This is a genomic window from Catelliglobosispora koreensis DSM 44566, assembly GCF_000379685.1.
GTDB classification, from domain to species: Bacteria; Actinomycetota; Actinomycetes; order Mycobacteriales; family Micromonosporaceae; genus Catelliglobosispora; species Catelliglobosispora koreensis.
In genome coordinates, this window is the sequence record NZ_KB903292.1 from 94,270 (window position 1) to 109,520 (window position 15,251).

The 15,251-nt window shown below is 64.7% G+C and carries 14 protein-coding genes; 7 read left to right on the forward strand and 7 right to left on the reverse strand.

The genetic code is table 11. The features are described 5' to 3' along the window. Window positions 1-18: 18 nt before the first annotated feature. From A3E1_RS43680 to A3E1_RS0134550, 3 genes are all read right to left on the reverse strand, one after another. Complete coding sequence (locus A3E1_RS43680; protein WP_157631933.1) at window positions 19-1,596, reverse strand: coiled-coil domain-containing protein; 1,578 nt, start codon at window positions 1,594-1,596, stop codon at window positions 19-21. 662 nt (window positions 1,597-2,258) lie between these two features. Further along, entirely contained in the window at window positions 2,259-3,791 is a 1,533-nt protein-coding gene (locus A3E1_RS45425) for a hypothetical protein (RefSeq protein ID WP_157631934.1), read from the reverse strand. 17 nt (window positions 3,792-3,808) lie between these two features. Further along, window positions 3,809-4,147: a DUF4180 domain-containing protein gene (locus tag A3E1_RS0134550; protein WP_020525404.1), complete on the reverse strand. Its 339-nt coding sequence runs from the start codon at window positions 4,145-4,147 to the stop codon at window positions 3,809-3,811. Between the two features lie 111 nt (window positions 4,148-4,258). Here A3E1_RS0134550 and A3E1_RS0134555 point away from each other — a divergent pair, with 111 nt between their 5' ends. The 4 genes from A3E1_RS0134555 to A3E1_RS43690 are packed head-to-tail and all read left to right on the forward strand — an operon-like array spanning window position 4,259 to window position 7,152. Further along, window positions 4,259-4,780, forward strand: a complete 522-nt coding sequence (locus tag A3E1_RS0134555) for a sigma-70 family RNA polymerase sigma factor (protein ID WP_020525405.1) — start codon at window positions 4,259-4,261, stop codon at window positions 4,778-4,780. Then, entirely contained in the window at window positions 4,777-5,427 is a 651-nt protein-coding gene (locus A3E1_RS0134560; protein WP_020525406.1) for an anti-sigma factor family protein, read from the forward strand. Before A3E1_RS0134555 ends, A3E1_RS0134560 begins: the two co-directional genes overlap by 4 nt. Before the next feature lie 44 nt (window positions 5,428-5,471). Continuing rightward, window positions 5,472-6,509 carry an ABC transporter substrate-binding protein gene (locus A3E1_RS0134565; protein ID WP_157631935.1) on the forward strand — a complete coding sequence of 346 codons (1,038 nt, stop codon included), beginning with the start codon at window positions 5,472-5,474 and terminating at the stop codon, window positions 6,507-6,509. A 10-nt stretch (window positions 6,510-6,519) separates the two neighbouring features. Then, complete coding sequence (locus tag A3E1_RS43690) at window positions 6,520-7,152, forward strand: MgtC/SapB family protein (RefSeq protein WP_020525408.1); 633 nt, start codon at window positions 6,520-6,522, stop codon at window positions 7,150-7,152. On the opposite strand, the gene A3E1_RS0134575 is transcribed toward A3E1_RS43690, so the two are convergent. Continuing rightward, complete coding sequence (locus A3E1_RS0134575; RefSeq protein ID WP_020525409.1) at window positions 7,142-8,056, reverse strand: aldo/keto reductase; 915 nt, start codon at window positions 8,054-8,056, stop codon at window positions 7,142-7,144. The genes A3E1_RS43690 and A3E1_RS0134575 overlap by 11 nt on opposite strands. A 24-nt stretch (window positions 8,057-8,080) precedes the next feature. On the opposite strand from A3E1_RS0134575, the gene A3E1_RS0134580 reads away from it, so the two are divergent. Then, window positions 8,081-9,013 carry a S41 family peptidase gene (locus A3E1_RS0134580; RefSeq protein WP_020525410.1) on the forward strand — a complete coding sequence of 311 codons (933 nt, stop codon included), beginning with the start codon at window positions 8,081-8,083 and terminating at the stop codon, window positions 9,011-9,013. Window positions 9,014-9,043: 30 nt separating this feature from the next. Here A3E1_RS0134580 and fdhD read toward each other — a convergent pair whose 3' ends face one another. Next, window positions 9,044-9,796, reverse strand: coding sequence for a formate dehydrogenase accessory sulfurtransferase FdhD (gene fdhD / locus A3E1_RS0134585; protein WP_020525411.1), 753 nt, complete (start codon window positions 9,794-9,796; stop codon window positions 9,044-9,046). Further along, on the reverse strand, window positions 9,793-12,105 hold the full coding sequence (locus A3E1_RS45430) for a molybdopterin-dependent oxidoreductase (RefSeq protein WP_051105241.1): 2,313 nt from the start codon (window positions 12,103-12,105) through the stop codon (window positions 9,793-9,795). Before A3E1_RS45430 ends, fdhD begins: the two co-directional genes overlap by 4 nt. A 33-nt stretch (window positions 12,106-12,138) precedes the next feature. Between A3E1_RS45430 and A3E1_RS0134595 the strand changes: the two genes are divergently transcribed. Next, on the forward strand, window positions 12,139-12,411 hold the full coding sequence (locus A3E1_RS0134595) for a hypothetical protein (protein ID WP_020525413.1): 273 nt from the start codon (window positions 12,139-12,141) through the stop codon (window positions 12,409-12,411). 81 nt (window positions 12,412-12,492) lie between these two features. After that, window positions 12,493-14,196, forward strand: coding sequence for an aa3-type cytochrome oxidase subunit I (ctaD, locus tag A3E1_RS43700; RefSeq protein ID WP_020525414.1), 1,704 nt, complete (start codon window positions 12,493-12,495; stop codon window positions 14,194-14,196). 46 nt (window positions 14,197-14,242) lie between these two features. On the opposite strand, the gene A3E1_RS43705 is transcribed toward ctaD, so the two are convergent. Beyond that, the gene (locus A3E1_RS43705) at window positions 14,243-15,205 is read right to left on the reverse strand and encodes a LacI family DNA-binding transcriptional regulator (RefSeq protein ID WP_020525415.1); all 963 of its coding nucleotides are present in this window, start codon (window positions 15,203-15,205) and stop codon (window positions 14,243-14,245) included. Window positions 15,206-15,251 lie beyond the last annotated feature (46 nt).

The following is a 15,251-nucleotide window of genomic DNA, read 5'->3' on the forward strand; positions in this document are numbered from 1 at the left end:
CTCCTTTTTGGACTGGCGCTAACGTGCCCATGTGCTTGGCCCGCCGAACCGTCCTGGTTCACCGGGCAGATCTGGCAACGCTTGATCGTCTAGCGGTGTTGGCCCGGATTCGTCGGCGTTGGCGAACCCGAGCCGGATCCGTGTGCCGTAGCCGTAACCGCCGCCGCGCCGGGGATGCGTGCCGCCGCCAAACATCGAGTCGATAAGGATCCCGCCGAGCACGGCTCCGCCCATGCCACCGCCACCTGAGATGACGACCGGGCCGGTGTGCCACTGGTTGAGGTCGTTACGTGCCGCCTCGGTCGCTCGCTCCGCGAGCTCACTCGCCCGCTGGGCCGAAGACAGCGCCGCCACCGGATCGCTGGCGGCCAAGGCGGACGCCTGATCGAGCTGCCGTTGCGCTTCCATGAGCCTTGTGCGCGCCTGACTGCCAATCGCGCCCCGCCGGGTGGTGATGAAATCCGTGAGCGAGTCAATGGCGGACCGTGCGGAGAACATGGCCTGATCCAAAACGGTCCGCGCTTGCTGGGCGCGGGCGGCCGCGTCCCGGATGCCACCGAGCGTCGCGTTCAAGTCACCGGCCACGGTCTCCACCCGGCGCAACGCACTCACCGGATCGGACTTGGGCGCGGCGAGTTCGGTCCGGATGTCGGCGATGGTCTGCTCGGCCCGTGCCACGGCCGCGGCGAGGCTCATCTGATCCGCCCCGCCACCGGTGCCTGCTTGCATGGCCGCCTTGCCTGCGGCGACTTGCCCCTGGGCGTCAGCTAGCAGCGAGGTGAGCCCGGACTTGGCTGCCTCCAGCTGCTTCTGCACCTTGACGAGCGCGTCCAAGAGCAGCCCGGCTTGCCCGATGGCCTGTTCCGCGCCACGCAACCGCAGTGCCGCCGCTGGCCGGTTAGCCGCCTCAATGTCTTTGCGCGCCTGCGTCAACTGAGCGTCGGCAAACTCGACTCTTTCCTTGGCTTGCTCCACGTTGCCGTCGACGACGGTCAGAGCACTCGCGGAGTATTGCGTGGTAAGGGATTGCCAGGTCTTCTCGGCTAGCGGAATCGCCAGCTGCGCCGTCTTGAGCCGGGTGCCAAGGTCGTCGGCGATCTGTTCGGCTTGCGACTCCATAGACCGCAATCGCGCGAACGCGTCGGCCTGCGCATCGAGCCGCTCATCAGCCAGCGCACACTTTCCCAAAATGTCCTTGAGCAGCAATCGTTGCGCGGGCTCATCCTCCGGCACGTCGTCATCGAGCTGCTGCCTGAGCTGGAAGGCATGGGCCACGTCCGCTCGTGCCGCCTCTAGCGCGTCAGCGAACGCTTTCGTCGCGTCCTTCCCATACTGCGCGACGGCGAACCCCAGCTCTTGCTCGCTCGTGCGCAGCGCGTTATCGGCCTCGATCAGCTTTCCGCTCGCGATCTGGTTCAGCTCAGCGGTTGTAGTCGTGGCATAAGGATCGGTGGGATCGGGGACCTGCTGAGCCGCCCGCTGCGGTTGTTTGCGCCTGCGGACCAGCAGCGAGATTAGCCCTACCCCGAGCACGAGGAGGACCGCAAGGCAACACAAGCCCGCGACTAAGTCCGAACTCGTCCCTTCCGCCGGCACATCGCCAGCCTAGGCAACAAACCGAACCGGTTTCCCTGACTTGATGAAATCGCTGAGGGAGGAAATTCTCCACAGTAAAGCTAAGCTGTGGAGGATTTCCTCCCTCACCGAAACGGTCACCTATGGAACCGGAAGTCCACTACAAGCTGCGGCAGCTCGCCCCGACCTTCACCTACTCCCAGGCTCGCGAAGTGGGAGTTTCCGATCGGCTGCTTTACGAACTCCGCGATGAGAAGTCGATCGAGACCATCGGGTGGGGCTTGTTCCGAAAGATCACGGTGAGCAAGCGGGGCGTTGATTTCGAGCTGCTTGAGATTGCTAAGCGGGCCAAGGGTGCGACGATCTGCTTAGCCTCGGCGCTGGCGCTTTTAGCCCCGCCGATCCGTTGCCCGTCTGGGACATCGCGATACGGCGCGATAGTTACCGGCCTCGGCTGGAGACCCCGGTCCGCTGGCATTCCTTTGATACACCGACATTCCACCTCGGGCGGATTGAGCGTCAGGTGGAGAAGGGCGTCTACATAGGAATCTATCTCCCAGAGCGGTCCATTATCGATGCGCTCAGGACGCGCCGCAGCCACGACCACGCGCTGGCTGTCACAGCGTTAGAGCGGTGGCTGGGCCAGGAAGGTAATGCTGAAGACCGGCTGCTGGAGCTGGCGGCTAGCTTTCCGAGGGTGGAAACGCGACTGCGGCGGTTGCTGGAGGTTCTGCGGACTTAGCTGGGCGGTGAAGAAAGAGGCCGGCCAGGAAAGACAGGATCACTGCAACGAGGGCGGGCAAGGCGAGCGACAGGTGTTGCACCGCCTCGCTGAACGTGCTGCCGAGCTCGATGACAACGAACTCGAGATCGGGGCCGGGGGATAGGGAGATGGTGGTGGCCCACCAGGCGAACGGAGCGGCCAGCACGAGGAGAATGGCTGTCCAAAGTAGGCGTTCGCGAACGAGGCCGATGCCTGTCGCTAGGGCGCCCGCGTGCAACAGGGCGAGAAGAATCCAGCTATAGACCGGAAGCTGGGACGGCAGCAGGTAGAAGAGGTTAACAACGGTCGCGGAAATGGCGAGGATGAGGAACGAGACGCGGCGGCGGCTGGGCGGTCCGTTCACGTCGACGGTGAGGACCCACGCGTAGAAGGCGGCGGCGAACACCAGCACGATGGCGACGGCGCGCAGGCTGGTGAAGTCGGGAGCGGAGCGCAGGGGCGTCACGCGGCCGGAGCCGTCGAAACCGATCCGGGCCCAGGAGTCGTCTTCAGCCTTGCGCAGCAACCCATCCCGGCCGTTCGCGGCGATGACGATATGCCGTCCCGGGGTGGTGGCGATGACGACGAGGCTCTGCGAGGACAACTCCGCGCGAGGGTTGGTGATGCCGTCGCGGTCGTGCCGCAGCGCTTCGTATTCCCAGCCCGTGATCTGCCAGGCGGTGGTCCAGGTGCGGCCAGCGTCGGTGCTTTGCTGAACGTGCAGTTCACCTGGCACGACTCGATAACAGGACGCATTGACACAGCCTTGGGTGGAGGTGCGCCCTGCGGGGACCGTCTCCTGATCCTTGACGTAAGTGAACGTCAAGCCGTTGTCCCGGCTCAACAGGTGGCTGGTCACCTTCGCCGCAGCGCCCTCACGGACCGAGTCATAGCCCACATAGACGATGCCGTCGTTTTCCAACACGGTCAGCGCGACTTGGTAGTTAGCGGGCGACGTCGCCATGGTGGCGAGAAGCCCAACGGGCACAAGGACGGCGGCCCGCACGACTCTGGAAGTGCCTGAGGCGAAAGGCGAACTGCGCCGCCACGTCCAGAACGCCAGCGCCACGAACGGCACCGCGAGCAGATCGGTGGGATCAGCGGCGATCGTCGCCGGGTGTCCGCTTAGGACACTCCATGTGTGCTCGGCCAGGGTAACGGCGTACCCACTGGATTTAATGGTGGTGAAGACCGTGCCGGTGGCGATAACCGTGCCCAGCGCGAGCCCGCGCGAAGGCAAGCGGGGCGCGACGAGCGCGAGGGCGGTCGCCAGGAGCGGTGGGAACATCACCATTCCAGCGAGGTCACTGAGCTTGCCGGTGACGAAACCCGGCCAGACCGTCTTGAGCACATGGTCGTTGACCACCAGCAAAACCAGTGCACCGATGCTAACCGGATGTGCCAGCCAGGCGATCATGCTGCCCAGGACGTCGCGTTGCCTCCCCGCTGTCATGGGCAGCACAGTAATGCCTACGCGGCGTTTAGTCGTGCCTCCAAGTCGGCCGCGGTGGTCACGAACCAAAGCTGCTTGCCACGGTTGGATTCGTAGACGAAGTCGCGTAGAGCAGTGCTCTCATCCACATACTTCGAGATATCACCGAGGATGACCAGGCGCAGCCGGTAGTTGACGAATTTCTGGGCGATCTCGCCCGCGAGCCGGGTGCGCAGCTGGAAGAAGTCATCGGTCAGCCGGCTGACCGGAATGACGACGGTTTTCGCCTCGACACTGAAGGCTTCGCCGATGACGTCGGTGGCGTCACGCTCGGTCGCGATGGGGTTGCCCTGCTCGGGCAACGTGAGAACCTGCATGGGCAGTAGGGATATCACGATTCAGGGGCAAACGGTACTGAATTACCCGAACTCCGCCCGTCCGCACGGTAGCTGAACCGTCGCCGTTCTGTCAGCGTGTACCAGGGCGAGATGAGTGAGATAGATGAGGGCGCGGAGCTGCTGCGGGCGTTGCATGCCGAACATGGCGACGCTCTTTACGCTCATGCGCTGCGGCTGACGTCGGGAGACCGGCAACGGGCCGAAGATCTGGTTCAGGAAACGCTGATGCGGGCGTGGCAGCATCCGGAGCATCTGGATCCGCGGCGTGGCCCGGTGCGTCCCTGGTTGTTCACGATTTCGCGCAACCTGGCGATCGACGCGTGGCGACGGCGCAATGCCAGGGTTGGTGAGGTCGTGACCGATACGGTGCCGGAGCAAACGTCCGATGTGGACGAAGCTGACCGGGCCGTGGAGTCCTGGACGATCGCCGAGGCGTTAGCCCGCCTTTCGGCCGCGCACCGGGAAGTTCTGGTCGAGTGTTTCTATAACGGAAGGTCGGTCGCGGAGGCGGCGGCGAAACTCGGCATCCCACCGGGAACCGTTAAGTCCCGCACACACTATGCGCTGCAATCACTTCGCCTCATTCTCGCTGAGATGGGGGTGCTGCAATGACTTGCTCCTTTGGGTTTGACGACGGCGCCTATGTGTTAGGCGCTCTGTCTCCGGCGGACCGTGCCGCCTACGAGGCACACTTGCCGACCTGTGCGGCGTGCCGCAAAGCCGTGGCCAGCTTCGCCGGCTTGCCCGGATTGCTGCGCCGGCTCGGCCAGCCGCAAGACGAAAGCCCGGCCAGGGAAGACCGGATTCCGTTGCTCCTGAAGGCATTGAAGCGCAAGCGCCGGGCACGGCAACGGCGGACACTGGCCCTGGTGCTGTCAGCGTTTTGCGCCGCTCTGGCGCTGGGGGCGGGCCTGACCAATCTTCCGCAGGATCAGCCCGTGATGTATTCGATGGACAAGGTCGCGGCGAACACCAACGTCACCGCCGAGGCCTCAGCCAGCCAGACGCCGGGCGGAACGCTGATCCGGATGCACTGCGCCTATCCCGACAATGGCAAGCAGACCCGCCCCTATACGTTCCGCCTCGTGGCGATTGGAACCGACGGCACGGTCGAACAAGTCGGCTCGTGGAAGGCTGGACCCGGGGAGGAGATCACCATCACCGGCACTGTCCAGTTAGGACTGGACACGATCAGCCGGATTGAGCTGCGCGGCAGGGACGGCGCGGTGCTGCTCGTCCTCGTATTGTCAGGTAGCTGACAATAGGAAACAAAACGGGCATAACGCCGGAGATCATGAGTGACATGATTGGCAGGCGTTCACTTCTCATGGGGGCGCTTTCCGTTCCGCTGCTTGGTGCGGCGGCCGGAGAAAGCCCGCTGCGAATCGGGGTGCTAAGCGACCTGACCGGGCCGCTGGCGCAGCAGGGAAAGCGGCAACTGCTCGGCGCACAGCACCGGGCGGGCAGCGGCGGGCACGGGCATGGTGGCGGTGTTGAGCTGATGCCCGCCGACGCCGCGGAAACACCAGAAGACGCTGTCTTCGGCCTGCTGGAACAAGGTGTCCATGGTCTCATTCTGCTCAGTTCGGCAAAGTCCATTGTGGATGCTGCCAACGCGTCGTGCACACCGGCCCTGACGACTGGCAAAGCCGAAGGGCCCTACGTGTTTCAGGCCGGCCCTTCGCCGGGACAGGTGGCTCAGGCGATGATGCAGGCGCTGAAAACGGGAGGGGTCAGCAAGGCGGGCGTCATGTCACTCGGCGATCCGCCGCCGGATCTGGCCGACGCCGCGCTCAACCGGGGCATCACGCTCACTGGCGCGGAATCGTTTGATGCCACGGCCACCGACCTGACGTCGGTGGCGGCGACTCTCATCGAGGGCGCACCGGAAGCCATTGTTGTCGCGGCGCCTCCACCCTTCGACGGGTACGCCGCACGCGACGCCCGCGCGGCGGGCTTCACCGGGCCCATCATGTTTCCGCCTTCAGCGGTCAATCCCGGGTTCCACGGCGTGGCCGGGCCGGGCGCTGACGGGTCGAAAGCGGTCGCCCCGTGGGCTGCCTCTGCGGCGGAGCCGCCCGCCGATCTGCCCAATGCCACGGTGATCCGGCGGTTCAAGGAAGGCTTCACTCCCGCCAACGGGGCTCCCGGTGCGTCGGAAAGCATGGCTGCCGACGCGGTTGCCTTGCTACAGCTGGCTTTCCTCGGTCACCGCGATCGCAAGCAGGCCAAGGCACAGCTCGATCAGATGTGCTGTGTCGGGGTGTGCGGTGTTTACAATCCTCAGCTCGGTGACGACGCGCTGACCGTGTTGACCAGTGCGGACGGTGCGTGGGGCTGATACTGAGAGCATGGAATGGGTGCTCATCGTCCAGGTCGCCGTCGCGGCGGTGCTGGGAGCGGCCCTAGGGCTGGAACGGGAACTCAGCGCTCAGCCGGCCGGACTGCGCACCCACATGCTTGTCTGCATTGGATCGGCTCTGTTCACCCTCGCTGGTGCCGAAGTCGTGGGCACTGATCCGACACGTGTCGCGGCACAGGTCGTGACCGGCATCGGTTTCCTCGGCGGTGGGGCGATCCTGCGTGAAGGCACCACGGTCCGCGGTTTGACGACCGCCGCCTCGCTCTGGGTGGCGGCCGCCATCGGGCTGTCCGTGGGATTGCGCCTATGGTTTGTCGCCGTTGGCGCGACCGTCCTCGGGCTGACCGTCCTATCGCTCCTCAAGTATTTCGAACGGGAAGTCCTGCCCCGGCGCCGGTTGCTCGAAGTCGTGCTGACGCTGGAGCCGGACGCCCCGCTCGATCAGGTGGAGCAGGAGGCGAACCTGATCCTGCGCCGCGCCCGGGTGTCACGCGTGTCCTATAACGACACTGGGCAGTCACTCGTGCTCACGTGCCAGCCGCAAAACGGAACGCCTTTGGCCTCCTTGGGTGAGCGCTTGCGAAGGCTCAAAGGCGTTCAGGGTGTGGAAGTCAGCCGCTGAGCGTCGCCAAGTCAGCGTCCGTCAACTTAACTTCGGTCATGATCTCCCTTAGTTGAGAAACGTTGCGCGCGCTAGCGATCGGGGCGAGCACGGTCGGCTGCGCCCTAAGCCAGGCGAGAGCGACAGCTGCGAGTGGGACGCCGTGCTTTTGCGAGACCGTGTCCAGCGCGCTCAAAACCATTAGCCCGCGCGGATCGTCAAGGTGCTTGCTCGCGTTCGCGGCACGGGGACTGCCACTGTCCGTCTGGCCGGGGCGGTACTTGCCGGTGAGGAAGCCACGGGCGAGGCCGAAATACGGGACGCACGCCAGAGCATTAGTCGCCACGGTTTCGGCGAGCGGGCCCTCGTATTTGGCGCGGTCGATCAGGTTGTAGTGCGGCTGCAGCACCTCATATCTGGCGAGCCCGCTGCTGTGGGAGATGGCGAGACTTTCGGCCAGACGGTCCGCGCTGTAGTTGGAAGCGCCCAGATAGCGGACCTTCCCGTCCTTGACGAGAGCGTCGAACCCGGCGATGGTCTCCTCCAGCGGGGTCGACGGGTCGTCCTGGTGGGCGTAATAGAGGTCGATGTGGTCCACGCCCAGGCGGCGCAACGAGTTCTCGGCCGCGGTGCGGATGCCCTCGGGGTTGAGCGTCATGTGCCCGGCGAGCATGCCGACCTTGGTGGCGATGATCATCTGGTCGCGGTTGCCGCGGGCCTTCATCCAGCGCCCGACGATGCTTTCCGACTCGCCACCTTGGTGGCCGGGGACCCAGGCTGAGTACACGTCGGCGGTGTCGATGAAATTGCCGCCCGCTTCGGCGTAGATATCGAGAACGGCGAATGACTGCTCCTCGTCGGCCGTCCAGCCGAACACGTTGCCGCCGAGGCAGAGGGGGCGCGAAATAATCTCAGCGAAAGCCATGGCGGCGAGTGTACTTTCGCTGCCATGGCTTCTCCTCTTATCGATGCGGCCCTCGAACAGCTGTGCAGCAAGTACGTTTTTCCGGACAAAGCGGCGGCTGCCGCCAAGGTGATCCGGTCACGCGACTACTCAGGGCTTTCCGAGGAGGAGCTTTGCGAGAAACTCACGGCCGATCTTTTCGAGCTTTGTGCCGACAAACATTTGCGGGTACGCGTGAGAGCGCGCGAGCTGCAAGAAGGTGGCCAGAGCGAAGGGGCCGCTGAGGCCGCCTGGCGCGAATATCTGCGCACCACGAACTATCGCATCGCTCGCGTGGAGCGGCTCGACGGCAACGTGGGCTACCTGGATCTGCGCGGCGTGCCCGATCCGGCCAATGGCGCCAAGGCCATGGCCGCGGCGATGGAACTCGTGAGCAACACCGATGCCTTGATCATCGACTTGCGGAAGAACCGGGGCGGATCGCCTGACGGCGTCATCTTCTGGTGCAGCTACTTCTTCAAGGACGAAGAGACCCACCTGAACAGCATCTATGACGGGGAAACCAAGCAGACCAAGCAATATTGGAGCCTTGCCTGGGTGCCCGGGTCCCGTTACCTGGACAAGCCGGTCTATGTGCTGGTCAGCAACTTCACCTTCTCGGCCGGTGAGGAGTTGTGCTACAACCTCCAGGCGCAGAAGCGGGCTGTCCTCATTGGACAGACCACGCGCGGCGGAGCCCACCCGACGGACAGTTTCCCGCTGTCAGACACGGTCGAAATCACCGTCCCGGTGGCGCGTTCCATCAACCCGGTCACCGGAACCAACTGGGAAGGTGTGGGCGTAGCGCCTGACATCTCCGTGCCTTCCGAGGAAGCGTTCGACCTCGCTTACCGCAAGGCCCTCGCCGACGTGGTGTCGGCCTCAACCGTCGCCGCCATCAAGGAAGAAGCTCAGCAAGCGCTATCCGACCTGGGCTAGCAGTCCGTAGCGCGGCCGGGCCGGAAGGCCTCAGGCGATCCGGTCGGGTCGCGTGTAGACGTTCATTGACTCCCCGCGCAGGAAACCGATGAGTGTCATTCCGGCCTCCTGCGCGGTGTCCACCGCGAGCGTGCTCGGCGCGGAAACGGCTGCCACGATGGGCGCCCCGGCGACCCAGGCTTTCTGCGTGAGTTCGAAGCTGGCCCTGCCTGACAACAGCACGAGATGTCCCGTGAGCGGGAGCTGCCCGCGTTGCCACAGCGTGCCGATCACTTTGTCCATCGCGTTGTGCCGGCCTACGTCTTCTCGGGCGATGACGAGCTGACCGTCAGGGGTGAAGACACCAACCGCGTGCGTCCCGCCCGTGTGCCGGAAACTCTTCTGCGCCGCGGACAGTTTGGCCGGGAGTCCGTTTAGGACAGTCTTGCTAACGCGGGTGAGGTCTTGCGAGACGTCGTGCTGTGAGTGCACTTTGACCGAGTCGATGCTCGCCTTGCCGCATATGCCACAGGAACTGGTGGTGTAGAAGTTCCTCGGCGGTGGTGCGGCGCCAGTTAGCTCCACTTCAACGACATTCGGCGTGTCCGTGCACAACTTCGCACCACGGATGTTGGTGATGCCCTCGGTATAGAGGAAGCCGAGCGCGAGCTCGACTTCGCTGCCGGGTGTGCGCATGGTGACGGTAAAAGGCGTTCCGTTCACGCGGATTTCCAGCGGCTCCTCAACGGCCAGCAAGTCCGCGCCCTTGCCCTCGACCGTCCTGCGTTCGTAAGACGTGCTCATCGCTTCACCAGGCGGATGATGATTTGCTTGGAAACAGGCGTGTTTGAGCCGTGCGCGGTGGAGTCCAGGGGCACGAGGACGTTCGCCTCAGGGAAATACGCCGCGGCACATCCCTCGACGGTGGGGTAGGCGACCGCCCGGAACGCCTCGGCCTTGCGTTCGCGGTCGGGCCACTCGCTCACGATGTCGATGACTTCACCGTCTTGGATGCCGTGCCTTTCGAGGTCAGCGGGGCTGACGAAGATGACGCGGCGCTCGCCCTTGATGCCGCGATAGCGGTCGTCGAGCCCATAGATCGTGGTGTTGTACTGATCGTGGCTTCTCAGCGTCTGCAACAACAACCGGCCCTCCGGCACGCTGACCGTCGTTAGTGGACTGCTCGTGAACACGGCCTTCCCGCTCGCCGTGGGGAACGTGCGGCTGTCGCGCGGCCCCTGGGCGAGGGTGAAACCATCGCCCTGAACGCGGCTCTCAAAGTCTTCGAACCCGGGCACGACCTGAGCGATCAGAGCCCGGACCGTGCGGTAATCGTCTTGATAGGACTGCCAGTCGAGGTTCAGCGTCGCCTTGGCGAGTTCGCAAACAATTGCGGCCTCGGACTTGAGTTCCGCTGAGGCTGGCTTGAGTTTGCCGCGTGACGTGTGCACGGTCGACATCGAATCTTCGACGGTCACCACGCCCGCTGGATCGGCTTCGGTGCGCCCTAGGCACGGCAGGATCAGGGCCGTCTGCTCCTGGCTGACAATCGCATGTGAGCGGTTGAGTTTCGTCGAGATGTGCACGGCGAGGTCCAGCTTGCGCATCGCGTTCTCGGTGACCTCGGTGTCCGGGGTCGCGGCCGCGAAGTTGCCGCCCATGCCGACGAACACTTTCGCGTGCCCGTCACGCATCGCCCGGATGGACTCAACAGTGTCGTAGCCACGTCTTTCGGGCACGTCGACTGGCATCTTGACCGCCCACGGCGGCACCTCGTGGTAGATCCCCATCGTCCGGTCGCCCTGGACGTTGGAGTGCCCGCGCACGGGACAGAGCCCGGCACCCGGTTTGCCGACCATGCCCCGCAACAACTGGACGTTGACTATCTCCTGAATCGTGGCCACGGCGTCACGGCCCTGGGTCAGCCCCATCGCCCAGCACACGATCGTCGCGTCACTATCGGCGAACATCCGCGCCGCCGCCTCAATGCTCTCCGCGGTCAGTCCCGTCGCCGCAACAATCCTCGCGGCAATTTCCTGGCCATCCGCTCCACCCTCCGCCGCTGGCTCGACCGCTCCCGGAAGGTCGGGCGCTGAAGGAGTTGGCGCGGGTGCCGCGACGTGGCCGGGCGATATTGCGCGAAGGTGGGCGGCCAGCGCGGCGTGGGACGCGGCGTAATCGGCGAAGCCCGCCGTGTGAGTGTCCACAAACGACTGATCGACGGCGTTCCAGGCGAGCAGATGCGCACCAATGGCCTGGAACAGGGCGAGGTCGCCGCCAACGCGGATCGGCAGGTGCAGATCGGACAGATCCGTGCCCCGGCCGAGAATCCCGCTCACCTTCTGTGGATTCTTGAACCGCATCAAGCCCGCCTCGGGCAACGGGTTGATGCTGATAATCCTGGCCCCGTTGCGCTTTGCCGTCTCCAGAGCGGCCAGCATGCGCGGGTGGTTCGTGCCCGGGTTCTGTCCCGCGATCACGATCAGCCGGGCGTGATGGATGTCATCAAGCGTCACGGTGCCCTTGCCCACACCGATAGTCGCGTTCAGGGCGACGCCGCTGGACTCGTGGCACATGTTGGAGCAGTCCGGCAGATTGTTCGTCCCGTAAGCACGGGCAAACATCTGATAGAGGAACGCCGCTTCATTTGACGTCCTGCCCGAGGTGTAGAACAGCGCCTGATCAGGCTGGATGGCGTTGAGATGACGTGCCGTCACGGCGAAGGCCTCAGCCCAGTCGACCGGGACGTAGTGAACGCTGCCGGGACGCTTGATCATGGGAGAGGTGAGCCGGCCCTGCTGGCCCAGCCAGTAATCGGTCTGCTGATTCAGCTCGGTGACAGAGTGCTGGGCGAAGAACTCGGGCGTGACTCTGCGAAGGGTCGCCTCCTCGGCCACCGCCTTGGCACCGTTCTCACAGAACTCAAAGTGGGATCGCTTGTCCGCGCCTGGTTCCGGCCATGCGCAGCCGGGGCAGTCAAACCCCTGAACCTGGTTCACTTTTAGCAGCGTGAGCGCCGTGCGGCGTACCCCCATCTGGGTTATGGCTTTGGAAAGACCATGGGTAACCCCGGGTAAGCCGGCGGCGGACTTCTTTGGCCGTTTCGTCGCCATGCGAAAACCATCTCACATCGCTAGCCTGTGCCGATGCAGGACTTTATTGCCGCCCTCATGGCTGGCCTCGGCACGATTCTGGTGCTCGCGGGAGCCACGGTGACTGTTCTTAAGCCGGTGGCAGCAGAGCAGCCCGCCGGATTCACGGCCGAGACGGCCACCCCGGCCACCGGCTGGAAAAGGGTCGTGCGCCGTCTCGACGGTGCCGACCGGCTCATCGCCTGGGGCGTTGTGCTCCTCGTTCTGGCCGCTGTCGCGGCTGGCGCGATCTCGTTCAACTTCGGCGCGGAGGCAGGTAGTAAGTAGACACGCGCCACCCCCCGCCTTGAGCGTCAAGGCGGGGGGATATTGTGCGTGGCGAGGTACGTGATCAGTAGGAGGCCAGACGTGACCACCGTCGCACCGCAACCCATCGCGACCCGGCCATACCCTGTGCGCAAGCAGGTCAAAGGGTCGGCGCTGTCGCGATTGCTGCGGACCACTGATGCCAAGCAGATCGGCATCATGTATATGGTCACCGCTTTCGCGTTCTTCCTGATCGGTGGCGTCATGGCGCTGCTGATGCGGGCTGAGCTCGCCAAGCCGGGCGCCGACTTCCTGTCGCCGGAACAGTTCAACCAGCTGTTCACCATGCACGGCACCATCATGCTGCTGTTCTTCGCGACGCCGATCGTGTTCGCCTTCGCGAACTTCGTCGTGCCGCTCCAGATTGGAGCGCCGGACGTTTCGTTCCCGCGGCTCAACAGCTTCGCCTACTGGCTCTACCTGTTCGGCGGGACGATGGCCGTGCTCGGCTTCCTGACCCCGAGCGGTGCCGCTGACTTCGGCTGGTTCGCCTACGCGCCGCTGAACGACGCCATCAACTCGCCGGGCATCGGTGCCGACCTGTGGATCACCGGTCTGGTGATCTCCGGTCTGGGCACGATCCTCGGTGCTGTCAACATGATCACGACGATCCTGACGCTGCGTGCCCCGGGCATGACGATGTTCCGGATGTCGATCTTCACGTGGAACATCCTGGTCACGTCACTGCTCGTGCTCATGGTCTTCCCGCTGCTCGCCGCCGCCCTGATGGCCCTCCTGGCGGACCGTCGCCTCGGCGCCCACGTCTTCGACCCCGCCACCGGCGGCCCGATGCTGTGGCAGCACCTGTTCTGGTTCTTCGGCCACCCCGAGGTGTACATCGTCGCGCTGCCGTTCTTCGGCATCATCTCCGAGGTCATCCCGGTGTTCAGCCGCAAGCCGATCTTCGGCTACACCGGTCTGGTCGCCGCGACCCTGCTGATCGCGGCGCTGTCGATGAGCGTGTGGGCACACCACATGTTCGCCACTGGCCAAGTGCTGTTGCCCTTCTTCAGCTTCTTAAGTTTCTTGATCGCTGTGCCGACCGGTATGAAGTTCTTCAACTGGATAGGCACGATGTGGCGAGGGCAAATAACCTTCGAGACACCGATGTTGTTCTCGATCGGCTTCCTCGTGACCTTCCTCTTTGGAGGGCTCTCGGGCGTGCTGCTCGCCTCGCCGCCGGTCGACTTCCACGTGTCGGACTCCTACTTCGTGGTCGCGCACTTCCACTACGTGCTCTTCGGCACGATCGTGTTCGCCGTTTACGCCGGGATCTACTTCTGGTTCCCGAAGATGTTCGGCCGCATGCTCGACGAGCGCCTAGGCAAGGTGCACTTCTGGCTCACCACGATCGGCTTCCACGCCACGTTCCTGGTGCAGCACTGGCTGGGCAACGAAGGCATGCCGCGCCGTTACTTCGACTACCTGCCGGGCGACGGTTTCACCACGCTGAACACGATCTCCACGGTCGGCGCGTTCATCCTCGGCGCCTCCACACTGCCGTTCCTCTACAACGTGTGGAAGTCCTACCGCGTGGGCGAAATCGTGACCGTGAACGACCCGTGGGGCCACGGCAACTCGCTCGAGTGGGCCACGTCCTGCCCGCCGCCGCTGCGCAACTTCGACCGCATGCCCCGCATCCGCTCCGAGCGCCCCGCGTTCGACGCGAAGTTCCCGCACCTGGCCGTGGCCACCGGAACCTCAGCCCACAAGGCCGTGGAGTCCGTGGACAAGTCAGCCAAGTAATCGCTGCTTACCGCAACCGCCCGCCGCACTCGCGGCGGGCGGTTTCTTATGTGGACGAGCGCTCGATCAGATGGGTGGTCCAGAGGCGGGGTGGGGTGGCGGGGGTGCCGTCGATGAGGCTGGCGAGGAAGGTGACCACGGCCGCTGCCGTGCCGGAGATGTCGAGCGCGACCGTCGTTAGCTGGGGTCTGAGTAACCGTGCGAGGGGCAGATCGTCGGCGCCCACGATGGCGATGTCGTCGGGGACGCGAATGCCCGCGTCGGCCAAAGTGGACATGAGCAGCATCGCGTATTCGTCGTTGTAGGCGAACACGCCGTCGATGTCGCGCAGTAACGGCAGCACTTCCTGAGCGGAGGCTGGGTCGAAGGCCAGGTCGATCTGAAGACCCGCGCCGAAGCCTTCCCGCCGGTCGAGGCCGATGTCGCGCAGGCCGTCTTCGCGCGGGACGATGACGGCGAGCTTGCGGCGGCCCTGGGAACGCAGGTGACGGGCGGCCAGAGCGCCGATCTCGGTTTGGTCGGCGACCAGGGTGGGGACCAAAGTGGACGGCTTCGGGCTGATGCCCACGACAGCTTTGACGCCCGCTTTCCGCAGCAGCCCAACAGACGCAGATGTCAGCTTCACCGTGTCCACGATGATCGCGGCGGGCCGCAGTTCCGCCCACGCTCTCGCGGCTGCCATGCCCCGTGCTTGACGGGCGCCATAGGTGATCATCGTGTACCCGAGCGCGGTCAGCTCATGGTCGAGGTCTTCGATGAACCGCGTCGCCAGCGGGCCGAACGGGACGTCTGACAGCGGGAGCAGGACCAGCCCACTGTTGCCCGTCTTGAGGCTGCGGGCGCCCGCGTGACGCACGTAGCCGAGCTTCTCGGCGGCGCTCAAGACTTTGGCCCGGGTCTCCTCGGTGACCCGGCTGTCAGCCCGGTTATTGAGCACGTAGGACACGGTCGCCTGAGAGACGCCGGCCAGGCGGGCGACGTCTGAACTCGTGGGCGGGCGGGCGGTCATGGTCTCCATTCTGTAACGCGCTCTTGTCAGGGCTGTTTCCCGGGTG